Origin of the sequence: Streptomyces sp. NRRL B-24572, from assembly GCF_002156145.1 — a bacterium.
In the GTDB taxonomy this organism is placed as follows: Bacteria; Actinomycetota; Actinomycetes; order Streptomycetales; family Streptomycetaceae; genus Streptomyces; species Streptomyces vietnamensis.
In genome coordinates this window covers 157-22,684 of record NZ_MWIG01000159.1, presented here as the reverse complement: position 1 = coordinate 22,684, position 22,528 = coordinate 157, and the positions used below count along the sequence as shown (strand labels likewise).

Here is a 22,528-nt window from a genome sequence, read left to right as displayed (position 1 = left end):
GTGATCCGACGCCCTTCAGTCCACTTTTGACCACGTTCCCGGTACGGGGAGGGGCACCACGCAGCGGCTACTCCTGCGGAAGGACCGGGAGCAGTTCCGGGAGGTGACCGTCCGACGCGCGGGCCGTCTGCTGCCGCTCCTCCGGGACCTCGCCGTACAGGGTCGTCCGGGGCTTCGCCGGGCGGCCCGCCGTCGCCGCGATCGCCTCCAGGTCGCGGATGGAGCGGTACGAGCCGTAGCTGGAGCCCGCCATCCGGGAGATGGTCTCCTCCATCAGCGTGCCGCCCAGGTCGTTGGCGCCCGAGCGGAGCATCTCCGCCGCGCCCTCCGTGCCCAGCTTCACCCAGCTGGTCTGGATGTTGGGGATGTGCGGGTGGAGGAGGAGCCGGGCCATGGCGATGACCGCGCGGTTGTCGCGGGCGGTCGGGCCGGGGCGGGCGATGCCCGCGAGGTAGACGGGCGCGTTGGTGTGGATGAAGGGGAGGGTCACGAACTCGGTGAAGCCCCCCGTCTCCTGCTGGATGCGGGAGAGGGTGCGGAAGTGGCCGAGCCAGTGCCGGGGCTGGTCCACGTGCCCGTACATCATCGTGGAGGAGGAGCGGATGCCCAGCTCGTGCGCGGTCTTGACGACCTCGATCCACGTCGCCGTCGGCAGCTTGCCCTTCGTCAGGACCCAGCGGACCTCGTCGTCGAGGATCTCCGCCGCCGTGCCCGGGATCGAGTCGAGGCCCGCCTCCTTCGCCGCCGTCAGCCACTCCCGTATCGAGAGGCCCGTGCGGCTCGCGCCGTTGACGACCTCCATCGGGGAGAAGGCGTGGACGTGCATCCCCGGGACCCGCTTCTTCACCGCGCGCGCGATGTCGAAGTAGGCGGTGCCGGGCAGGTCGGGGTGGATGCCGCCCTGCATGCAGACCTCGACGGCGCCGACCTCCCAGGCCTGCTGGGCGCGGTCCGCGACCTGGTCGAGGGAGAGGGTGTACGCGTCGGCGTCGGTGCGGCGCTGGGCGAAGGCGCAGAAGCGGCAGCCGGTGTAGCAGACGTTGGTGAAGTTGATGTTCCGCGTGACGATGTACGTGACGTCGTCGCCGACCGCGGCCCGCCGGACGTCGTCCGCGATGCGGGTCAGGGCGTCGAGCGCCGGGCCGTCCGCGTGCAGCAGGGCGAGCGCCTGGGCGTCGGTGAGCTTCGTCGGGTCGTCGGCGGCGACGGACAGCGCCTCGCGGACGTCGGCGTCGACCCTCTCGGGCGCTTCCTCCCGCCGCCTGGCGGCGGCTACCGTCTCGCGGAGCGCCTCCCAGTCCCCGTACACCTCGTCGAAGTCGTCCCGCCGGTCGCCCGTGCGGCCCTCGGTGTCGATGGTCGCGTGCAGATCCGTTCGGCCGCTCGCGGTGAACGCCTCGTCGGGCTCCTGCCAGGGCAGGCCGCGCACGGGCGCGTCGGGGTTCGCGAGGCCGGTCTCGGGGTCGGCGAGGGCGCGGACGTGCGGGAGGAGCCGGGGGTCGAGCCAGGGCTCGCCGCGCTGGACGAACTCCGGGTACACGCAGAGCCGTTCACGCAGCTCGAACCCGGCGGCGCGGGACCTCTCCGCGAGCTCCTCGATCTGCGGCCAGGGCCGCTCCGGGTTGACGTGGTCGATGGTGAGCGGGGAGACCCCGCCCCAGTCGTCGATGCCGGCGGCGATCAGGCGCTCGTACTCGGAGTCGACGAGGTTCGGCGGGGCCTGGAGGCAGGCGGAGGGGCCCATGATGAGCCGGGCGACGGCGACGGTGGCGACGAGGTCGTCGAGCTCGGCGTCCGGCATCCCGCGCATCGCCGTGTCCGGCTTGGCGCGGAAGTTCTGGATGATCAGCTCCTGGACGGAGTGGTACGCGCGCGCCACGCGCCGCAGCGCGAAGAGGGACTCGGCGCGCTCCTCCAGGGTCTCCCCGATGCCGAGCAGCAGCCCGGAGGTGAAGGGGACCGAGGACCGGCCGGCGTCCTCCAACACCCTGAGCCGCACGGCGGGTTCCTTGTCGGGGGACCCGTAGTGGGGGCCGCCGGGCTCGGACCAGAGCCGGGTCGCGGTCGTCTCCAGCATCATGCCCATGGAGGGCGCGACGGGCTTGAGGCGCTGGAAGTCCGTCCAGGACAGCACGCCGGGGTTGAGGTGCGGGAGGAGCCCGGTCTCCTCCAGGATGCGGATCGCCATGGCCCGTACGTACGCGATCGTGTCGTCGTAGCCGTGCGCGTCGAGCCACTCGCGGGCCTCGGGCCAGCGGTCCTCGGGCTTGTCGCCGAGGGTGATCAGGGCTTCCTTGCAGCCCAGTTCGGCGCCGCGCCGGGCGACGTCGAGGACCTCGTCCGGCGACATGAACATCCCGTGCCCGTCCCGGCGCAGCTTGCCGGGGACGGTGACGAAGGTGCAGTAGTGGCACTTGTCCCGGCAGAGCCGGGTGAGCGGTATGAACACGCTCTTCGAGTACGTGACGACCCCGGGCCGCCCGGCCGCCTCGAGCCCGGCGTCCCGCACGCGCCCCGCGGAGGCGACGAGGTCGTCCAGATCGCTCCCCCGCGCCCGCAACAGCACGGCGGCCTCGGCGACATCGAGCGCGACCCCGTCCCTGGCCCGCTTGAGGGCGCGGCGCATGGCGTTCTCGGTGGGTCGTCCTGCCTGGTGATCCGTCATGAACCGAGCATACGAGCGAGGCGGAGGGCGGGGGTTCGGGTCCCCGCAGGAACCCGGACCCCCGCCGCCTCAGAGGTACCGCGCGTACGCGTCCAGGACGCCCAGGACCTCCGCCTCGTCGCCCGGCGGCAGCTGGAGGACGACCTCCTCGCAGCCCAGTTCCTCGTAGTGGGCCAGCTTGCCGGGGTTCGGGAGGACCGCGTACGGGACGAGCTGGAGGGCGTCCGGGGCGCGGCCGGCCTTCTCCCAGGCCTCCCGCAGGACCGGGAGGGACTCCGTCAGGCCGCGGCCGCCGATCGGCATCCAGCCGTCGGTCTGCGCCGCGATCTGCGCGAAGAGCTTCGGGCCCGCCGCCCCGCCCAGCAGGACGCGCGGAGCGCCGCCCGCCGGCTTGGGCCAGACCTCCGAGGCGCGTACGGAGTCGCCGTACTCCCCTTCGTACGCCGTCGGCTCCGGCGCCCAAAGCGCCCGCATCAGGTCCAGCCGGTCGCGGCCGAGCTCCCGGCGGGTGGACCAGTCGACGCCGTGGTCCGCGGCCTCCTCCCGGTTCCAGCCGAAGCCCACGCCCAGTGTGAACCGGCCCCCGGAGAGGTGGTCGAGCGTGGCGACCTGCTTGGCGAGCACGATCGGATCGTGCTGGGCGACCAGGGTGATGCCGGTGCCGAGGCCGAGGCGCTCGGTGACCGCCGCCGCCTGCCCCAGGGCCACGAACGGGTCGAGCGTCCGCGCGTACTCCCGGGGCAGCTCCCCGCCCGCCGGGTAGGGCGTCTCGCGGGAGACGGGGATGTGGGTGTGCTCGGGGAGGTAGAGCCCCGCGAAGCCGCGCTGCTCCAGCTCGCGGGCGAGCCGCACCGGGCCGATGGTCTCGTCGGTCAGGAAGATCGTGGTCGAGATCCGCATAACCGCACGGTAGGGGGTGGGGCGCGGATTTCCGAGGTCTGCGGCAACACCGGAAATCCGCAGGTGCTTCCGCGGCCCGCCTGTTTGGATGGCCCGGTGCTGAACCGAATCGAGGCGTACTACGACGCCGTCCCCCGTTCCTCCGCCCGCGCCGAGGCGTTCGGGCCCCTGACCCTGTTCGTACAGGAGGGGCAGGGCTGGCCCTACTACGCCCGCCCGGCGCTCGGGCACGAGGGCGAGGTGTCCGCCGCGGCCGTGGAGAAGGTGCGGGCCCGGCAGCGGGAGCTGGGCGTGCCCGAGGCCTTCGAGTGGGTCGCCGAGACGACACCGGGGCTGCGGGCCGCGGTGGAGGCGACCGGGCTCACCGTGCACGAGCACCCCCTGATGGTCCTGGAGGGCGAACCGCTCGCCGTACCGGAGCCCGAGGGCGTCACCGTACGGCTCGTGGGCGCGGACGACTCCGCCCTGGAGAGCTCCGTCGCCGCCCCGTACGCCGCCTTCGGCGCGGAACCGCAGCCCGGCACCTCCGCGCGGATCGCGGACCGGATCACGGCCGGGCTGACCCGGCTCGCGGCCGCCCTGGACGCCGGCGGGACCGCCCTCTCCGCCGGTCAGCACCAGCCCGTCGGGGCCGTCTCCGAGGTCGTCGGCGTCGGCACCGTCCCGGCGGCCCGGCGCCGGGGCCTCGGGCTCGCGGTCACGGCCGCCCTGGTCGCGGACGCCCGCGCCCACGGGACGGAGCTCGTGTTCCTGACCGCCTCGGACGCGGGCGTGGCCCGCCTCTACGGCCGGCTCGGCTTCCGTACCGTCGCGACCGCCCTCATCGCGGAGGCCGAGGAGTAGAAGGAGACCGGAGAACTCTCTTCGAAGAAAGTTCTCCGGCCGTGTCACATTCTCGGCGCGCGGTCCGTCAGTGCAGTGAAAGCAGCGCACGAGACGCCGACACCGAGGAGCGATCACCATGGCGACGCACACGCCCCAGGCCCGTATGACCAACCCCGCCCACGTCCTGGCCGACGCCGGTCCGGCGATCCAGAACCTGCTCAAGGCCACCCGGCAGGGCGGGGTCGACGAGTCGATCCTGGAGCTGGTGCACCTGCGGGCCAGCCAGATCAACAACTGCGGCTTCTGCGTCGACTACGGCGCCAAGAGCGCCAGGAAGAACGGCGTCAGCGACGAGAAGCTGTTCGCCGTCGCGGCCTGGCGCGAGGCACCGTACTTCTCCGAGGAGGAGCGGGCGGCCCTCGCCCTCGCCGAGGCGGCGACCCGGCTCGCCGACGCCTCGGACGCGGTGCCGGACGAGGTGTGGGACGCGGCCGCCGACCACTTCGACGAGAAGCAGCTCGCCGCGATCGTGCTGATGGTCGCCGTCACCAACCTCTTCAACCGGCTCAACGTCACCGTCCGGCAGCCGGCCGGCGTGGGTTTCTGACCATCAGCACGTCCACCGGGTCCTCCGACTCGAACGTGAACCCCTCCCGCTCGTAGAGGCGGCGGGCCGCGCTGCCCTGGAGCACCACGAGGCGGACCTGGAGCGAGGCCTCGTCCGCCCGGGCCAGGAGTTCGCGCAGCACCGCCGTCCCGAGGCCCCGGCCCCGGGTCTCGGGGGCCAGGTAGAAGTGTTCGAGGTAGAGGCCCTCGCCCTCCTCGTACGGGCGCACCGTCACGCATCCGGCGAGCGCGCCGTCCAGTTCGATCACCGAGGTGTGCGCCGGCGAGAAGCCGTCCCGCAGCCGCTGGCGCACCCGGTGCTCGTCGTAGCGGCCGAGGCGCACCAGGTCCTCGCGCATGACCTCGGCCCGCAGCTCGGCCATCGCCTCGACGTCCTCCGCACGGCCCGGCCGCAGCGCCCAGTTCGTTTCCCGATACATGTACGCATCCTAAGGAGCCCCCCGTGCCCTCCCCGTCCCGCACGCGCGGCTGCACGCCGGGGCGGCCCGGCAAAACCTGGTGGTCGTCACCGTCGTCACCGTCGTCACTGGCGGTCGTCACCGGACGGTCGTAACCGGACCCGCGCCGTCCGCGTTACGACGGGCATGAAGAGGATCCTCACCGCAGCCGCCCTGACCGTCTTCGCCGCCGCGGGTGCCGCCGGCGCCGCCGCCGGGACCGCGGCCGCCGATACCGGCGGCCTGAACCTTCCCTCGGTCGTCCCGCTCAGCGGCGTCCTGACCCCCAAGGCGAAGCCGGCCCACACCCCCGACCTGCCGCCGGCCAACGCGGCGGTGGAGCGCCTGCTCCCCGGGCATCACTGAGCCGTACGAACGCGACGAAGGCGGCGGACCCCCCACGGGCCGCCGCCTTCGCGTTTTCGGGACGCCTCAGCAGGGCGTCGGCCGGTGACCGATGTCAGTCCGCGACCACCAGCGACGGGGTCTCCTTCGTGAGGATCTCGCCGCGGAAGAACGCGGGGCTCTTCCGCTGCATGACCAGCATGATCACCACGCCGAGGAGCAGCAGCCCGACGCCGATCACGAAGACCGAGCCGACGCCGAGGACCGAGGAGCCGGAGCCGTACGCCGGGTCCCACATGTCGTAGAGCGTCTTGCCGAAGACGGCGGTGAGCATCAGGCCGCCGAGGAACGGGATGACGCCCTTGAAGGCGAGGTCGCGCGCGGAGGAGAAGAGCTCGGCGCGGAAGAACCAGACGCAGGCGAAGGCCGTCAGCGCGTAGTAGAAGCAGATCATCAGGCCGAGCGCGTAGATGGTGTCGACCAGGACGTTCTCGCTGACCAGGGTCATCACGGTGTAGAAGACGCCGGTCGCGACGCCGGCGACGATCGTGGCCTTGCCGGGGACCTTGAAGACGGGGTGGACCTTGGCGAAGGACGGCGGCAGCGCCTCGTAGCTGGACATGGCGAGGACCGTGCGGGCGACCGGGATGAAGGTGGTCTGCAGGCTCGCGGCGGCGGAGGCGAGGACGGCGACGAAGAGCGCGATGCCGAGGACGGGGCCCATGACCGGGCCCGCGAGGGCGGCGAAGACGTTGTCGGAGGTCTCCGGGTTGGCGAGGCCGAGGCCCTTGTCGCCGGAGCCGACGACCATCTGGGCGGCGACGCCGGTGGCCAGGTAGGAGCCGACCAGGACGACCATCGAGATGAGCGCGGCGCGGCCCGGGGTCTTGTCGCTGTCGACGGTCTCCTCGTTGGCCGTGAGGCAGGTGTCCCAGCCCCAGTACATGAAGATCGACAGCGAGAGGCCGGCGGTGAAGGCCGCGAAGGAGCCGACGGAGAAGGGGTTCAGCCAGGACCAGGAGAAGCTCGCCCCGGTCGGGAAGTCGACCGAGCCGGCCTTGGAGAAGGCCATGACGACGAAGACCGCGAGGACGGCCAGCTGGAGGCCGACCAGGGTGTACTGCACGCCCTTGGTGGCGGTCATGCCGCGGTAGCTGATCGCGGTCGCGGCGGCGATCAGGGTGAGGCAGGTGAGGATGTGGACGGCCTTGTTGTCGTCCAGGGCGGCGATCGAGGGGTTGCCGCTGATCTCGCCGGCGAGCAGCCAGAAGTACGAGGTCGCGACGCCGGCCAGGTTGGACAGCACGATGATCGTCGCGATGACCAGGCCCCAGCCGCACATCCAGCCGACCTTGGGGCCGAAGGCCTTCACGGTCCAGGTGAAGGAGGTGCCGCAGTCGGGCATGCGCTTGTTGAGCTCGCGGTACGCGAACGCGACGAGCAGCATCGGCAGGAAGCCCGCGAGGAAGACGGCGGGCATCTGCAGTCCGACCTCGCCGGCGGTGGAGCCGAGCGTGGAGGTCAGGCAGTAGACGGGGGCGACGGTCGAGATGCCGATGACGGCGCTGCCGAGGAGGCCCACGGAGTCGCCGCCGAGGCCCTTGGTGCGCACGCCGGAGGCGTCGCCCGGGGCGTCGGTGCCCCTTACCGTGTCTCCGGCCTGCTGCCGTACGTCCACCTGAGTCATGAACTTGACGTTAAATGCTGCGGTTTCCATATCCGGAGGATCGGACTCCGCTCATTTGATCGATCATGACCTTGTATTGCAGGGGTCGAATCGGACACTCACCGATGATTGAAAGATCGACCAACCGGCCGAGCCGACCATCCGACAGGTCCGGTGGCGAGTGTCCGATATGCGGGAACCGCAGCCATGCCCCAAATGTCCGTTTCAAAAATTTCCCGTGGAAATTTGGAGACGGTTCTCACCCCGGCCAGACGACCGCCTGCAGCTCGCTGTACGCGTGCAGCGCGTACGAGCCCACGTCCCGTCCGACACCGCTCTTCTTGAAGCCGCCGAACGGCGCCTCCATGTTCCGGCCGATCGTGTTCACGCCCACCCCGCCGGCCCGCAGCCGGGCCGCGACGCGGAAGGCGCGGGCCACGTCACCGGACCACACGTAGTCGATCAGTCCGTAGTCGCTGTCGTTCGCGAGCGCGATCCCCTCCTCCTCGTCGTCGAAGGGCACGACCACCACGACCGGGCCGAAGATCTCCTCCCGCACCACCCGCATCTCGTTGGTGCAGTCCGCGAGCAGCGTCGGGGCCACGTAGAAGCCCTTGGCGAAGTCCGGACGCTCGCCCCCCGCGACGACCCGCGCCCCTTCCTTCCTCCCGAGCTCGATGTACGACTCCACCCGGTCGCGGTGCGCCGCCGAGATCACCGGGCCGACGACCGTCCCCTTCTCCGCCGGGTCCCCCACCTTCATGAAGGCGAGGTAGCCGGTCAGCTTCTCGACGAGCCGCTCGTAGATCCCGCGCTGGGCGAGCACCCGGGTCGGGGCGGTGCAGATCTGTCCGCTGTAGAAGGCGAAGGTCGTCCCGATCCCCATCACCGCCGAGTCCAGGTCGGCGTCGTCGAAGACGAGCGCGGCCCCCTTCCCGCCCAGCTCCATCAGCTGCCGCTTGAGCGAGCGGCCGCAGACCTCGCCGATCGCCTGGCCGACGGCCGTGGAGCCGGTGAAGGAGACCATGTCGACGTCCGGGGAGTCGACGGCCGCCTCGCCGACCGCCTGCGCGGAGCCGGTGACGACGTTCACGACGCCCGCCGGGACCCCGGCCTCCGCCAGGGCCCGGGTCATCGCGTACACGGAGAGCGGGTCCTGCGGGGCCGGCTTCACCACGACCGTGTTGCCCATGGCGAGCGCCGGGGCGATCTTGCCGGCCGGGTTGGCCCAGGGGTTGTTGTACGAGGTGATGCAGGTGACGACGCCGACCGGGCGCCGTACCGCCACCGCGCCGAACACCCCGGCCCTCCCCATCGGCCCGGCCTCGTTGATCTGCGGGGGCAGCGCCTGCTCGACCGGTTCCATGGCCCCGCGCGCGTACCGCCGGAAACGGGAGGAGCCGACGGCGACCTGCATCCCGCGCGCGGTGCCGGTGGTCGCGCCGGTCTCGGCCCGGGCGAGCAGGACGTTCTCCTCGGCGTCCCGGGCCATCAGGTCCGCGGCCCGGTCGAGGATCGCGGCCCGCTCCTCCGGTCTCGTACGGGACCAGGTCGCGAAGGCCTCGCGGGCGGCGGCGGCCGCCTCGTACACCTGGGCCCGGGAGGCCTCGGGCGCGAGGCCGACGACCTCCTCCGAGGCCGGATCGATCACCTCGTAGTGCCCGCCGTCGGGCTCGACCCACTCTCCCCCTATGTAGAGGCGCTCGATCCGGGTGGTCATCGCGTGCTCACCGTCCTCGTGTCCTGGCCCGAGCGCAGCACCTTCCCCGGTACCGCGCCGGTCACCTCGTCGTCCCGTACCGTCTCCACGCCGTTGACCCGCACCGACACGATCCCCACCGCGCGCGAGTCGAGGCGCGGGCTGTCCCCCGGCAGGTCGTGCACGAGGGTCGCCGGGCCCGCGTCGATCCGCTCCGGGTCGAAGAGGACCAGGTCGGCGTGGAAGCCCTCCGCGATCCGGCCGCGCTCGCGGAGCCCGAAGAGCCGGGCCGGGTCGTCGCTCAGCATCTGCACCGCGCGCTCCAGGGGGACCAGCCTCCGGCCGCGCAGGCAGTCGCCGAGGAAGCGGGTGGTGTAGGGGGCGCCGCACATCCGGTCCAGGTGCGCGCCCGCGTCCGAGCCGCCGAGCAGGACGTCCTCGTGCTGCCAGGTCTCGGCGCGCAGGGCCCAGGAGGCCGGGTCGTTGTCGCTGGGCATCGGCCACAGGACGGTCCGCAGGTCGTCGTTGGCGCAGATCTCGACGAGGGCCTGGAAGGGGTCCTGGCCGCGCTCGGCCGCGATGTCCTTCACGACGCGTCCGGTCAGGCCCTCGTTCTCGCGGCTGTACGTGTCCCCTATGACGTACCGGCCGAAGTGCGCGAGCCGCCGGAAGACCCCGGCCTCCTTGGAGTCCGCGCGCCGCAGCATCTCGGCCCGCACGTCCGGGTCGCGGAGCCTGGCGATCCGCTCGGGCACGGGAAGGCCGAGGATCTCGCCCCATCCCGGGATGAGGTTGAGCGCGCAGAAGGTCCCGAGGGACATGTTCATGGGGGTGAGGATCGGCATCGTGAGGGCGACGATCCGGCCGCCGGACTTGCGGGCCCGCTCGGAGGCGGTGAGCTGGCGCGGGACGCGTTCGGGGACGGCGGCGTCGATGGTGAGGACGTTCCAGTTGAGGGGCCGTCCGGCGGCGACCGTCATCTCGACGAACAGCTCGATCTCGTCGTCGGAGAACTGGTCGAGGCACCCGGCGAGGATCGCCTCGATCTGCGTCCCCTCGTGCTCGCCGACGGCCTTCGACAGGGCGATCAGCTCGGCGGGGCCGGCGTGCCGGGAGGCGACGGGGGCGCCGTCGCCGTCGGAGTGGGTGGAGGACTGGGTGGTGGAGAGCCCCCAGGCACCGGCGTCCATGGCCTCCTTGAGGAGACCCACCATCTGCCGCAGCTGCTCTTCCGTGGGCTGCCCGCCGACCGCGTCCGCGCCCATCACGTACCGGCGCAGGGCGCAGTGGCCGACCATGAAGCCGGCGTTGACGGCGATCCGGCCGTCGAGGGCGTCCAGGTACTCGGCGAAGGACGACCAGCTCCAGTCGACGCCCTCCTCCAGGGCCTTGAGGGCCATGCCCTCGACCTTCGACATCATGCGGCGCGTGTAGTCGGCGTCCTCCTGCCGGAGCGGAGCCAGGGTGAAGCCGCAGTTGCCGCCGGCGACGGTGGTGACGCCGTGGTTCATGGAGGGGGTGGCGTACGGGTCCCAGAAGAGCTGGGCGTCGTAGTGGGTGTGCGGGTCGACGAAGCCGGGCGCGAGGACGAGGCCGGTGGCGTCCTCGGTGGTGCGCGCCGTTTCCCCGGCCTCGGGGAAGACGATCCGGCCGTCGCGTATGCCGACGTCGGCGATGCGGCCGGGGGCGCCGGTGCCGTCCACGACGGTGGCGCCCTTGATCAGGTGGTCGAGCATGACGGTCCCTTTCTGTCCGTGGACGCGGGTGTGCCCCGGACCGGGGCCGCCGCGGGGCCCCGGCCGGGGCCGGTACGGGGCGGCGGTCCGGGAAGACACCGCTCCGCGCTCGTGGGTGGGGTCAGTTCCCCGACGCCTGCCGCATGCGCGTCGTCCGGTGGACCGGGTCCGTGTCGATCTTCGGGATCACGTGCTCCCCGATCAGCTTGATCGAGTTCATCGTGTCCTCGTAGGAGATCCCGATCGGGAGGCCGAAGGACAGCTGGTCGGCCCCGGCCTGCTCCCACCGCTTGCACTGCGCCAGGACCTCGCTCGGGTCGCCGCAGATCATCAGCTCCTCCTGGATGAGGAGTTCGATGATCTCCGCCGAGTACTCGGGGAGGAGCTCGGGCCACTCGGGGATGCCCTCGGGCCGCGGGAAGGTGTCGTGGTAGCGGAAGAGGAGGGACTGGAGGTAGTTGAGACCTCCGCCGACCGCGATCTCGACGGCCTTCTCGTGGGTCTCCGCGCAGATCGCCGTCGACGTCACCATGACGTTGTCGTTGACGAAGGCGCCGACCGCCTTGGCCTCCTTGATCGCGTTCTTGTAGGACTCGACGACCCACTCCATGTCGGAGACCTTCTGGACGCTGAAGCCGAGGACGCCGAGGCCCATCTTCCCGGCCATGGCGTACGAGGACGGGGAGCCGGCCGCGTACCACATGGCCGGGTGGGACTTCCCGTACGGCTTGGGGAGGACCTTGCGGGGCGGCAGCGACCAGTGCTTGCCCTGGAAGCCGACGTACTCCTCCTGGAGCCACATCTTGGGGAACTCGGCGATGGTCTCCTCCCAGATCTCCTTCGTGTGGTTCATGTCGGTGATGCCCGGCATGAACCCGAGGATCTCGTGGGAGCCCGCCCCGCGCCCGGAGCCGAACTCGAAGCGGCCGCCGGAGAGGTGGTCGAGCATGGCGACCTTCTCGGCGACCTTCACCGGGTGGTTGACCGGGGCCAGCGGGTTGAAGATGCCCGAACCCAGGTGGATGCGGTCCGTCGCGTGCGCGAGGTAGCCCAGGTAGACGTCGTTGGCGGAGAGGTGCGAGTACTCCTCCAGGAAGTGGTGCTCGGAGGCCCAGGCGTACTTGAAGCCGGACCTGTCGGCCTGGATGACGTACTCGGTCTCCTCCATGAGGGCTTTGTGCTCGGCTTCGGGATCGGTCTCGGCGCGCTTGCCGACGTATCCCTGCACGAAGATCCCGAATTCCAAGGAAGTTCACCGCCCCTGATTTCGTTTCTGACGATCCGTCAGATTCTTTGATGTGCTCGACTCTCGCACCGCGCCGCAGGTGCGTCAATACCTGATGAAGCGTCAGGCGGCGTCGGACCTCGTCAGAAGAGGCTCACGCCCGCCAGCCAGCCGCCGTCGATCACGAACGGCTGGCCCGTGATGTACGCCGAGTCCTCCCCGGTCAGGAAGAGCGCGAGGGCCGCCACCTCCTCCGGCCGGCCGATCCGGCCGAGCGGCACGAGCTTGCGGTACAGCTCGGCGGTGGCCGCCGGGTCGACGCCCTCCGGGTTGCTCATGGGGGTGTCGATCGCCCCGGGGCAGACGGCGTTCACCCGGATCCCCTTCCCCGCCAGCTCCAGGGCGGCGACCCGGGTGAGACCGAGGACGGCGTGCTTGCTCGCCGCGTAGGCGCCGACCCCGGCCATGCCGGTGACTCCCGTGTACGAGGCGGTGTTGACGATCGTCCCGCCGCCGGCCGCCGCGATCTCGGGCGCGACCGTGCGGATGCCGAGGAAGCAGCCGGTCTGGTTGACGGAGACGATCGCCCGGAACTCGTCGAGCGGCGTCGAGACGAGCTCGTTGAAGCGGAGGATCCCCGCGTTGTTGACGAGGCCGTCGATCTTCCCGAACCGCTCCTTGGCCGCCGCCACGGCCGCCGCCCAGCCGTCCTCGCTCGTCACGTCCAGGTGGACGTACGCGGCCCGGTCCTCGCCCAGCTCCTTCGCGAGCGCCTCCCCGGGGCCGTCGAGGACGTCCGCGAGGACGACCCTCGCGCCCTCGGCGGCGAACAGCCGGGCCTCCTGCTCGCCCTGCCCGCGCGCCGCACCGGTGACGAGGACGACCCGCCCGTCGAGCTTTCCCATGTCCGCACTCCCTAGAGATGGGGGGCGACCTCCGTGCCGAAGGCCGCCATCTGGTCGATGAGTTCGGCACGGCTCCGGGAGCGGAACCGGACCTGGATCTGGTGCACGCCCATCTCCCCGTACGCACGCAGGGAGGCGGCGAGCTCCTCGGGCCGGCCGCTCAGGGTGCGGCGGCCGACCTCCCAGCCGGGAGCGCCGACGTACAGCGCCTCGGTGATCGCGCCGACGGTGATCGGCTCGGCGATCCCGGCCTCGGTACGGAGCCGCAGCAGCTTCTGGATCTGGGCGCCGAGCCTGTCGCGCGGGTCGCCCTGCGGCAGCCAGCCGTCGCCCTTGAGGGCGGCCCGGCGCACGGCGGCCGGCGAGGAGCCGCCCACCCAGAGCGGGACCCGCTCCTGCGCGGGCCGGGGCAGCTGCCCGAGGTCCTTGAAGGCGAACCGCTCCCCCAGGTGCTCCGGATACTCCTCGGGCCCGAGGGCCGCCCGCAGCGCGTCGACCGTCTCGTCGAGCACGGCGCCCCGGCGGGCGAAGTCCACGCCGAGCGCCTCGAACTCCTCCTGGACGTGCCCGGCGCCGACCCCGAGGACCAGGCGGCCGCCGGAGAGGTGGTCGAGCGTCGCGTACGCCTTGGCCGTGACGAGCGGATGGCGCAGGCCGACGACGGCGACGTGCGAGAGGAGCCGGACCCGCTCGGTGGCGGCGGCGAGGAAGGAGAGCGTGGCCACCGGGTCGTACCAGACGGTGCTCATCGGCCCGGCGAGCCGGCGCGGGATGGCGACGTGGTCGCAGCTCGCGAGGTAGTCGAAGCCGTGGTCGTCGGCGGCGCGGGCGACGGCGAGCAGATCCGCCGGGCCGGCGGCCGCCTCCCAGGGTTCGGCGTAGAGGGTGCTCTGCGACTGGACCGGCAGCTGCATGCCGTAGACCACCATGGGAAAACCCCCGCATCTGACGGATCGTCACTTCTACGAGCAGGCCCATGCTCGTACCTGACGATCCATCAGGCAAGGGGTAGGGGGCGACGCGTGGGGGCCGACACGCCCCCGCTCGGGCAGCGCGGAGCTGCCCGAGCGGGGGCTGGGGACGGCCTTCGTCCTTCGTGTTCCGGTGGGGTTTCGTGCTCCGGTGGGGTCAGGTGCTGTCCGCCGCGCCGGCCGCCCTCGCATGGCGCACCACGGCCGTGCCGGCCAGGCAGACGATGGCCACGGCGCTCAGGAGCGCCAGCGCCTTCGCCCAGGCGAAGGTGGTGCCGAGGCTGCCGCTCAGCAGGTCACCGCCGCGGGCACCCGCGACTCCGTGGAGCGCGATGACGAAGACGGCGACACCTGCGGCAGCCGCCCAGGCGATCAGGGTGTCCCGGGCCGCGAGCCACACCGCGCACGCCAGGCAGAGCACGGTGACGACCACGGACAGCGCCTGCGCGTCACCGCCCGAGCGCAGGCCCGAGAGGTCCGTCGGCATGTGGATGAGGCCGCAGGCGAACAGCGCGAGCGCGGCCGGCCAGCGCAGTACCGACCGCAGCGCGGGAGAGGCGGCGACGTGACTGCCGGGCCCCGCGGCCAGCGCGCCGTCCAGGGCGGACTTCCGCCCCTTGGAGGCGCCCCGTTTCCGGGCCCTGGCGGCCGGTGCGGCTCCCGCGGGTTCGGCCTTCTGCGGCGCGCCGCCGCCCCCGGCGGACTGCCAGTCGCTGCTGTCGGCGCCCAGGATGCCGACGAGCTGGACCACGTCCTCGACCGGCCGGCCCACCGCCGCGGCGCGCAGCGTGGTCTCGGCCTGATGAAGGTCGTATCCGGACTCGTTGAGCAGCGCGAGCAGTTGGCGCACCTCGCCCAGCGGGCGGGTGACGGCCGCCGCGCGGAGCGCCACGTCCGCGGGACTGGAGAGCTCGCCGGTCTCCTGGAGACGGGCCACCAGCGTGGCGACCTCCTCCACGGGCCGCTCGGTCGCCGCCGTCTCCAGGAGCGTGCGGACCGCTTCGTCACCGGACTCGTCGTGGACGGACGGCTCGGGGGTGGTGTGCGACTGCGGGTCGGCCGGGGCCTCCGAGGCGGCGGGGGGTTCCGAGGCCTCCGAAACGGTCTGCGGCTCCGAGACGGTCTCCGACTCCGAGGCGGTCTGCGACTCCGAAGCCGCCCGCGGCTCCGAGGCGGTCTGCGACTCCGGGTCGGCCGGGAGCACCGTCACGGCCGGAGCCGCCGACACGGCGGGGGGCGCCGCCGACCGGTCGGGGAAGGAAGACACGTCGAGTGCCGGGGAGGACGGGGAGGACGAGGACGAGGGGGACGAGGGAGACGAGGAGACAACCGGCTGGCGGGACGGAACCGGGCGGGGCTCTGCGGTCGGTTCGATGTCGTCGTCCGCCGGATGTATGTGCGGGAGGTCGGTGGTCATGTCACAGGCTCCGTTCGTGGACACCCCCGGAGGGGACGCCCACCATGGCTGTCTCGTGATGTGCAAGAAACGCACACTTGACTACCATTTGCACGCAATCCATGACGCTCCGCCATCAGGGGGCGGCCCGGTTGAGCCGATAGGGCGACAAACGGCCGGACCCCCTCCCCGAGGACCCGGCCGCGGTCGCGGGACTACGGCCGCCAGAGGCCCTCGGGCGACAGCCCGAGCAGCTCGATCGCATTGCCGCGCACGATCCGCTCGACGACGTCCCCGGGCAGGTGCCCCATCTGCGCCTCGCCGACCTCCTTCGACTTGGGCCAGGTGGAGTCCGAGTGCGGGTAGTCGGTCTCGTACAGGACGTTCCCCGCCCCGATCGCGTCGAGGTTGCGGAGCCCGAAGGCGTCGTCGAAGAAGCAGCCGAAGACGTGGCCCGCGAAGAGCTCGGACGGCGGACGCGTGACCTTGTCGGCGACGCCGCCCCAGGCGCGGTTCTCCTCCCAGACGACGTCGGCGCGCTCCAGGATGTACGGGATCCAGCCGATCTGGCCCTCGGCGTACATGATCCGCAGGTTCGGGAAGCGCTCGAACTTGCCGCTCATCAGCCAGTCGACCATCGAGAAGCAGCAGTTCGCGAAGGTGATGGTGGAGCCGACGGCCGGCGGGGCGTCGGCGGAGGTGGAGGGCATGCGGCTGGAGGAGCCGATGTGCATGGCGATGACCGTGCCGGTCTCGTCGCAGGCGCGGAAGAAGGGGTCCCAGTGGTCGGTGTGGACCGAGGGAAGCCCGAGGTGCGGCGGGATCTCGGAGAAGGCGACGGCCCGGACCCCGCGCGCGGCGTTGCGGCGGACCTCGGCGGCGGCGAGCTCGGGGTCCCAGAGCGGGATGAGGGTGAGCGGGACGAGCCGCCCGTGCGCCTCGGGGCCGCACCACTCCTCGACCATCCAGTCGTTGTAGGCGCGGACGCAGAGGAGCCCGAGCTCGCGGTCGGAGGCCTCGGTGAAGGTCTGGCCGCAGAAGCGGGGGAAGGTGGGGAAGCAGAGCGCGGACTGGACGTGGTTGACGTCCATGTCGGCGAGGCGGGCGGCGACGTCGTACGAGCCCGGGCGCATCTGCTCGTACGTGATGACTTCGAGGCGTATCTCGTCCCGGTCGTAGCCGACGGCGGTGTCGAGGCGTGTGAGGGGCCTGTGCAGATCCTCGTACACCCACCAGTCGCCGATCGGCCCGTCGTCCCCCTTGGCACCCATGACCGGGGCGAACTTGCCGCCGAGGAAGGTCATTTCCTTGAGGGGGGCGCGGACGATCCGGGGGCCGGTGTCGCGGTACCGGGACGGGAGCCGGTCCCGCCAGACGTGCGGGGGCTCCACGGTGTGGTCGTCCACCGAGATGATCTTCGGGAAGGTCTCCATGGTTTTCACGGTAGCGCTGATCTGACGAACCGTCAGCTATCAGGGCTCAGAACGCCCGGGCTACGGCCGGGATACGGCCGGGGCGCGGCCGCACAACGGCTACACAACGGCCGACCCGATGCTGACGGACCTCCTCCGGACAAGGCAGACTGTCCTGGGCGAAACCAGCGGTAGGGGCAGGGGGAGCGATGGACCGTGAGAACGGGCCGCGAGTTCCGGTGCAGCGGGCTCCGAGGATGGGCCCGAAGGCCCCGGTGCGCGAGGAGACGGGCACCGACACGAGCGCGGGCGCTGACGTGCGGGCCGGCACGGGCGCTCACGTACAGGCCGACACCGGCACTGGTACCGGCGCTGGCACTGGCGTCGACACGGGCACCGGCACCGGCACGAACGGGGACGTCGCCGGCGGGCTCCGCTTCGGCGTGCTCGGCCCCGTCCGCGCCTGGCGGGACGGCGAACCCGTCCCCACCGGCTCCCCGCAGCAGCGCGCCCTGCTCGCCGCGCTGCTCCTGCGCGGCGGCCGCACCGCCACCGCGCACGAGCTGATCGACGCGCTCTGGGGCGAGGAACCGCCCTCCCAGGCGCTCGCCGCGGTCCGCACGTACGCCTCCCGGCTCCGCAAGGCCCTCGACCCGAAGGTCCTGGTCAGCGAGTCCGGCGGGTACGCGCTCCGGACGACCGCGCTCGACGTGACGGAGGCCCAGGAGCTGGCCGCCGAGGCGGACAAGCTGCGCGCGGCCGGGGACCGGACGGCCGCGCGGGCGAAGCTCGCGGAGGCGCTCGACCTGTGGGACGGCGAGGTCCTCGCGTCCGTACCGGGCCCGTACGCCGAGACGCAGCGGGCCCGCCTGGAGGAATGGCGCCTCACGCTCCTGGAGACGAGGCTCGACATCGACCTGGAGGTCGGCGCGCACGCGGAGGCCGTCTCCGAACTGACCGCGCTCACCGCGGCGCACCCCCTGCGGGAGCGCCTGCGCGAACTCCTCATGCTGGCGCTCTACCGCAGCGGCCGACAGGCGGAAGCGCTCGCGGTGTACGCGGACACGCGCCGGCTCCTGGCCGACGAACTGGGAGTGGACCCGACCCCGGAACTCTCCCGGCTCCAGCAGCGCATCCTCCAGGCCGACGCGGAACTCGCCCGCCCGGTGGAGGAACCGGCGCCCGCCGCCGCACCGATGGCCCGCCCGGCCCAGCTCCCGGCGACGGTCCCGGACTTCACGGGCCGCGCCTCCTTCGTACGGGAACTGGGAGCGCGGCTCGCGACCGCCGAGGGCCACATCATGGCGGTCTCGGCACTGGCGGGCATCGGCGGCGTAGGCAAGACGACGCTCGCGGTGCACGTCGCCCACGAGGCGCGGCCGCACTTCCCGGACGGGCAGCTGTACGTGGACCTCCAGGGCGCGGGCAACCGCGCCGCCGCACCGGAGACGGTCCTGGGCTCCTTCCTCCGAGCCCTGGGCACACCGGATTCGGCCATCCCGGACGCGCTGGAGGACCGGGCGGCACTGTACCGCTCGACGCTGGACGGCCGCAGGGTCCTGGTCCTGTTGGACAACGCCCGGGACGCGGCCCAGATCCGCCCCCTGCTCCCGGGTACGGCGGGCTGCGCGGCCCTGGTGACGAGCCGCATCCGGATGGTCGACCTGGCGGGCGCGCATCTGGTGGACCTGGACGTGATGTCCCCGGAGGAGGCGCTGCAACTCTTCACGAGGATCGTCGGCGAGGAGCGGGTGCAGTCGGAGCGGGAAGCGGCCCTGGACGTGGTGGCGGCCTGCGGCTTCCTCCCCCTGGCGATCCGCATCGCGGCGTCCCGCCTGGCAGCCCGCCGCACGTGGACGGTCTCGGTCCTGGCGGCGAAGCTGGCGGACGAGCGGCGGCGTCTGGACGAGCTCCAGGCGGGCGACCTGGCGGTCAAGGCGACCTTCGAACTCGGCTACGGCCAGCTGGAACCGGCCCAGGCCCGCGCCTTCCGCCTCCTGGGCCTGGCGGACGGCCCGGACATCTCGCTGGCGGCAGCGGCGGCGGTCCTCGACCTCCCGCTCTGGGACACGGAGGACCTCCTGGAGGCCCTGGTGGACACGTCCCTCCTGGAGTCGGCGGCCCCCGGCCGCTACCGCTACCACGACCTGGTCCGCCTCTACGCGCGTGCGTGCGCGGACCGCGACGAACAGCCGCCGTCGGAGAAGGAGGCGGCGCTCTCCCGCCTCCTGGACTTCTACCTGTCGACGGCGGCGCGGGTGTACGCGATCGAGCGCCCGGGCGACCGCCTGGTGGACCACCTGGAACCCACGTCCTACGAGGGCCTGACCTTCACGGACCGCCACGAGGCCCAGGACTGGCTGTACGCGGAGGCGAACTGCCTCCTGGCCACGGTCCGCCAGTCGGCGTCGACGCCGGGGACGCTGCGGCGGGGGGTGGACCTGCTGTGGGCGTCGCTTGACCTGGCGGAGTCGGGGGCGAACTCGAAGGAGTACGAGGCGGTGGCGACGGTGCTGCGGGAGGCGGCGAGCGGGGCGGGGGACTCCCGTGCCGAGTGCCGGGCCTCCATCACCCTCGCGTACGGCCACCACGTCTCGGGACGCTTCACCCAGGCCGATGAGGAGGCCCACACCGCCATGCGGCTGGCCACCTCGGTGGACGACCCGCTGCCCCTGTGCTGGGCGCCGAACATCCTGGGCGTCATGGCGTTCTACCAGAACAACCATGCCGATGCGGAGCAGCACTTCGCCCGCGCCATCGAGCACTTCCGCAGCTGCGAGGACCTGGCCGGCGAGGCGAGCGCGCTGTGCAACCTTTCTCGCATCCACCTGATCACAGGACGCACGGACAGCGCGGTGCGCCTGGCTCAGCAGGGCACGGACACGTACGACGGCCTGGGGCACGCCCTGAAGGGAGCCAATGGGCGCTACGCACTGGGCATGGCCCTGGCGCAGAGCGGTCAGTTCGGTGCCGCCGCCGAGCGGCTCAAGGAGGCCCTCGCCGTCTTCCGCGACAGCCGCCAGCGGCTCTGGGAGGGGATGACGCTGTACCGGCTCGCCGAGGCCGAGGTCACGGAAGGGCGCTACGCGCAGGCCGCGTCGAACGCGGAACTCGCCCTGACCGTCCTACGCGGCATCGGCGGCGAGTGGAGGCGGGGCAACGTCCTGACCGTCCTCGGCCGTGCCCTCACCGGCATCGGCCAGACGGGGCGCGCCGAGGTCTGCTGGCGCGATGCGCTGGAGGTCTTCGACTCCCTCGGCTCCCCTGAGGCCGAGGCTGTACGGGTACTGCTCAATCCGGCGGCGGTTGCCTGATCCTCCTAGCCTGGGCGTTCATCGTTCGTTTATCGCGGTCCGACATGCTCTGGAGCAGTCGATCCGTCGCGTCGGGGGGCAGACGGGTCGCCCAGGAAGCCCTCACTCGGACGCACTAGGGTGAGCGGCCCTGCAGAAGGGGTCCGTCCGGCAGTCCACGGGGGAACAGCCGGACGGCCCCCTCAGCACCGACTCACCCGATTCTGCGAGAGGTTGCACACAGTGAGTGACACCGTCAGCCCCAACAACATCCACATCACCGGTGGCGAGACCACTGATGTGACCACCAAGAACATCCACATCACCGACGGCGAGGACGGCGCCGCGATCGCCGAGAAGATCGGCATCCACGTCGCGAGCGCTGACGAGGCGTCCACCGCCGGCACCGGCACCGCCTCGACCGACAACATCCACATCACGACCGAGCCGGCCAACTAAGCCACTCCCGACGGGGAACGGCCGCGGCGGCGACTTCGGGGGAGCTGCCGGGGCCAACCAAGGGAGGTCCGGTCGACGGGGGAGCACACGGGCTCGGGGGACACCCGACGGCACCAGGGGGGAGCCGTCCGGGCAGGGCCCGTGCGCAACGCGATCGGACCACCGCACAAGGAGGGGCCGGGCATCTGCCCGGCCCCTCCGGCATGCACGGAGCCGGGCAGCTCATCGGCACCTCGCGGGACGCGCTCCTGATCGCCGAGTGCCGGGCGCCGTCCGCGCCCCGGAACGAACGAGCACACCGTCGTCATGGACGAGATCCGCACGAAGGCGCAGGGGTCAGATCGGCTCGACGGCGATGCGAGGGTGGCACAACCGGCGCAGGTCGTCCGGGTCGCTCGTGACGACAGTGACGTCGCCGTGCTCCGCATGAGCCGTAGCCGCGACCATCGCGTCGATGGCGTACTTGTGTCCGTGCAGGCCTTCGGCGGCGAGCAGCCTGCCGGCCGCCCGTGCGATCTCCTCCGTGACCGGGCGCACCTTGGCCAGGGATACGGCGTGGTCGAACGCCGCCTGCGGCACCTTCGGGTCGCGGGCCTCCACCAGCGTGACCGCGCTCGTCACGAGGAGCAGGTCCAGGCTGCGGGCGACGTCCAGCCAGACGGTCATGTCGCGGTGACGACGGGAGAGCTTGGAGAGGGCCTCGCCGTCGAGAACGAGAGTCCCGCTCACGCGGCGTCCGCCGGAGCGGCGTCGCCCCGGTGGGCCGCGTGATACGCGCGGATGCGCTCGGCCTTCGCCGCCACCTCGGCCGGGTCCACGGGGCCGTGCTCCGCTTCGGCGGCGGCAACGTACTCGTCGACGGCCTCGCGCTGGAGCTGCCGCTGCACGGCCTCCTCAATGTAGGCGGAGACACCCTGCTTGCCTGCGCGGGCGCGAATCGCGTCCAAGGTCTCGGCCCTCAGGGAGACGCTGGTCACTCGGGTTTTGCCGGGGCGGGGCGCATCCATGAGGGGAGTGTAATACATGACCTGTTAACTCGCTGGTGCTCACGCACCCTCGGCGCACCCCTCCCCCAGCGGGGCCACCACGCCGCGGGCCACGTACGTCGTCCAGCGGGTGACGGCCGAGTCGGGCTCCTGCTTCGCGTAGCGGGCGTAGCCGTCGCCGTACGCGGGGTCCGGGGTGTAGCCGACGACGTACGTGCGGCCGGGGCTGAGGACGGGGTACTGCGGGTCGTGGCTCGTGTAATGGCCCTCCGGCGAGACGTCCACGCCCTGGCCGAGGGTGAGCGTGGCCGGGACCTCGCCCTTGAGGGGGTGGAGGACACGGAGCCGGACTCGCTGGATTCCGCCGGGGCCGCCGTCGGTGTCGGGGTCGTAGCCGACGGCCGATTCGACGGTGGCATAGGCGAGGTGGCTCATCGCCGCCGGTACGTACTCGTCGTGGGAGAGGTCCGGGAGGCAGAGGGCGTGCACGGGGGACGTGCGGGCCGTGAAGGCCTCCGTCGCGGCCCATCCGGTGGCGCCGAGGACGAGCGTCCCGGCGAGGGCGAGACCGGCGATCCGGGTTCGGTTCATGGTCACTTCCAGAGCTTGCGGTAGTTCGCCTCGTCGCGGTCCGTCGGTTCCGTCGGCGGGTTGGAGGGGACCTTCGTCCACATCACGGAGGCCCAGGTGTCCGGCTTGTGGCACAGCCCGAGGGCGTGGCCGAGCTCGTGGACGGCGACGTGCCGACGGGAGGCGCGGTCCTTGTAGCGGCCGTCCAGGTAGTACGAGTTGAGGTAGATGTAGTCGACGCCCGGCTTGCCCTGCCAGTAGCCTCCGTGGCCGTCCGCCTTCGAGTAGTCGCGCCACTCCAGGTCGTTGATGCTTCCGGCGTCGTCGGGGGCGATCTTCACCAGGCCGAGGGACCAGACGCGATGAGCCCAGGTCAGCGGGTCGTTGTACTTGCTGTCGTCCTCCCAGCGC

The 22,528-nt window shown here is 72.1% G+C and carries 20 protein-coding genes; 5 read left to right on the top strand and 15 right to left on the bottom strand.

From position 1 onward, the window contains the following. Positions 1-67: 67 nt before the first annotated feature. Both CCN56_RS10420 and CCN56_RS10415 read right to left on the bottom strand, forming a co-directional pair. Positions 68-2,665 (bottom strand): bifunctional FO biosynthesis protein CofGH, encoded by a 2,598-nt coding sequence (locus tag CCN56_RS10420; protein WP_086825781.1) that lies wholly within the window; start codon positions 2,663-2,665, stop codon positions 68-70. A 69-nt stretch (positions 2,666-2,734) separates the two neighbouring features. Next, entirely contained in the window at positions 2,735-3,565 is an 831-nt protein-coding gene (locus CCN56_RS10415; protein ID WP_086825779.1) for an LLM class F420-dependent oxidoreductase, read from the bottom strand. Between the two features lie 96 nt (positions 3,566-3,661). On the opposite strand from CCN56_RS10415, the gene CCN56_RS10410 reads away from it, so the two are divergent. Both CCN56_RS10410 and CCN56_RS10405 read left to right on the top strand, forming a co-directional pair. Continuing rightward, positions 3,662-4,408 carry a GNAT family N-acetyltransferase gene (locus CCN56_RS10410; RefSeq protein ID WP_306300596.1) on the top strand — a complete coding sequence of 249 codons (747 nt, stop codon included), beginning with the start codon at positions 3,662-3,664 and terminating at the stop codon, positions 4,406-4,408. Positions 4,409-4,526: 118 nt separating this feature from the next. Then, complete coding sequence (locus tag CCN56_RS10405) at positions 4,527-4,997, top strand: carboxymuconolactone decarboxylase family protein (RefSeq protein WP_086825775.1); 471 nt, start codon at positions 4,527-4,529, stop codon at positions 4,995-4,997. Here CCN56_RS10405 and CCN56_RS10400 read toward each other — a convergent pair. Continuing rightward, positions 4,963-5,436 carry a GNAT family N-acetyltransferase gene (locus CCN56_RS10400; protein WP_086825773.1) on the bottom strand — a complete coding sequence of 158 codons (474 nt, stop codon included), beginning with the start codon at positions 5,434-5,436 and terminating at the stop codon, positions 4,963-4,965. The two genes, CCN56_RS10405 and CCN56_RS10400, sit on opposite strands and share 35 nt — an antisense overlap. Before the next feature lie 165 nt (positions 5,437-5,601). Between CCN56_RS10400 and CCN56_RS10395 the strand changes: the two genes are divergently transcribed. After that, positions 5,602-5,820 (top strand): hypothetical protein, encoded by a 219-nt coding sequence (locus CCN56_RS10395; protein ID WP_041129721.1) that lies wholly within the window; start codon positions 5,602-5,604, stop codon positions 5,818-5,820. A 94-nt stretch (positions 5,821-5,914) separates the two neighbouring features. On the opposite strand, the gene CCN56_RS10390 is transcribed toward CCN56_RS10395, so the two are convergent. From CCN56_RS10390 to CCN56_RS10355, 8 genes are all read right to left on the bottom strand, one after another. Continuing rightward, on the bottom strand, positions 5,915-7,486 hold the full coding sequence (locus CCN56_RS10390) for an APC family permease (protein ID WP_086825771.1): 1,572 nt from the start codon (positions 7,484-7,486) through the stop codon (positions 5,915-5,917). Between the two features lie 238 nt (positions 7,487-7,724). Beyond that, positions 7,725-9,185 carry an aldehyde dehydrogenase family protein gene (locus CCN56_RS10385; protein ID WP_086825769.1) on the bottom strand — a complete coding sequence of 487 codons (1,461 nt, stop codon included), beginning with the start codon at positions 9,183-9,185 and terminating at the stop codon, positions 7,725-7,727. Continuing rightward, positions 9,182-10,900: an amidohydrolase family protein gene (locus CCN56_RS10380; RefSeq protein ID WP_086825767.1), complete on the bottom strand. Its 1,719-nt coding sequence runs from the start codon at positions 10,898-10,900 to the stop codon at positions 9,182-9,184. Before CCN56_RS10380 ends, CCN56_RS10385 begins: the two co-directional genes overlap by 4 nt. Before the next feature lie 121 nt (positions 10,901-11,021). Then, on the bottom strand, positions 11,022-12,146 hold the full coding sequence (locus CCN56_RS10375) for an LLM class flavin-dependent oxidoreductase (protein ID WP_086825765.1): 1,125 nt from the start codon (positions 12,144-12,146) through the stop codon (positions 11,022-11,024). Positions 12,147-12,268: 122 nt separating this feature from the next. Beyond that, entirely contained in the window at positions 12,269-13,030 is a 762-nt protein-coding gene (locus CCN56_RS10370) for an SDR family NAD(P)-dependent oxidoreductase (protein ID WP_086825763.1), read from the bottom strand. An 11-nt stretch (positions 13,031-13,041) separates the two neighbouring features. Then, positions 13,042-13,959 carry an LLM class F420-dependent oxidoreductase gene (locus tag CCN56_RS10365; protein WP_086825761.1) on the bottom strand — a complete coding sequence of 306 codons (918 nt, stop codon included), beginning with the start codon at positions 13,957-13,959 and terminating at the stop codon, positions 13,042-13,044. A 199-nt stretch (positions 13,960-14,158) separates the two neighbouring features. Beyond that, positions 14,159-15,418, bottom strand: a complete 1,260-nt coding sequence (locus CCN56_RS44365; protein ID WP_256961893.1) for a hypothetical protein — start codon at positions 15,416-15,418, stop codon at positions 14,159-14,161. Between the two features lie 194 nt (positions 15,419-15,612). After that, positions 15,613-16,830 (bottom strand): amidohydrolase family protein, encoded by a 1,218-nt coding sequence (locus CCN56_RS10355; RefSeq protein WP_041129728.1) that lies wholly within the window; start codon positions 16,828-16,830, stop codon positions 15,613-15,615. Positions 16,831-17,018: 188 nt separating this feature from the next. Here CCN56_RS10355 and CCN56_RS10350 point away from each other — a divergent pair, with 188 nt between their 5' ends. Both CCN56_RS10350 and CCN56_RS10345 read left to right on the top strand, forming a co-directional pair. After that, a complete protein-coding gene (locus CCN56_RS10350; protein ID WP_256961892.1) occupies positions 17,019-20,123 on the top strand; it encodes a BTAD domain-containing putative transcriptional regulator in 3,105 nt (1,034 codons plus the stop codon). A 222-nt stretch (positions 20,124-20,345) separates the two neighbouring features. After that, positions 20,346-20,561, top strand: a complete 216-nt coding sequence (locus CCN56_RS10345) for a hypothetical protein (protein ID WP_086825758.1) — start codon at positions 20,346-20,348, stop codon at positions 20,559-20,561. 336 nt (positions 20,562-20,897) lie between these two features. Here CCN56_RS10345 and CCN56_RS10340 read toward each other — a convergent pair whose 3' ends face one another. The 4 genes from CCN56_RS10340 to CCN56_RS43850 form a co-directional block, all read right to left on the bottom strand. Further along, positions 20,898-21,290 (bottom strand): PIN domain-containing protein, encoded by a 393-nt coding sequence (locus CCN56_RS10340; RefSeq protein ID WP_086825756.1) that lies wholly within the window; start codon positions 21,288-21,290, stop codon positions 20,898-20,900. Continuing rightward, positions 21,287-21,508, bottom strand: a complete 222-nt coding sequence (locus CCN56_RS10335; RefSeq protein ID WP_373412844.1) for a hypothetical protein — start codon at positions 21,506-21,508, stop codon at positions 21,287-21,289. The genes CCN56_RS10340 and CCN56_RS10335 overlap by 4 nt, the downstream gene beginning before the upstream one ends. Positions 21,509-21,607: 99 nt before the next feature. Next, a complete protein-coding gene (locus tag CCN56_RS10330; RefSeq protein ID WP_256961891.1) occupies positions 21,608-22,144 on the bottom strand; it encodes a hypothetical protein in 537 nt (178 codons plus the stop codon). Beyond that, on the bottom strand, positions 22,141-22,458 hold the full coding sequence (locus CCN56_RS43850) for a matrixin family metalloprotease (protein WP_086825750.1): 318 nt from the start codon (positions 22,456-22,458) through the stop codon (positions 22,141-22,143). The genes CCN56_RS10330 and CCN56_RS43850 overlap by 4 nt, the downstream gene beginning before the upstream one ends. Between the last annotated feature and the right edge of the window lie 70 nt (positions 22,459-22,528).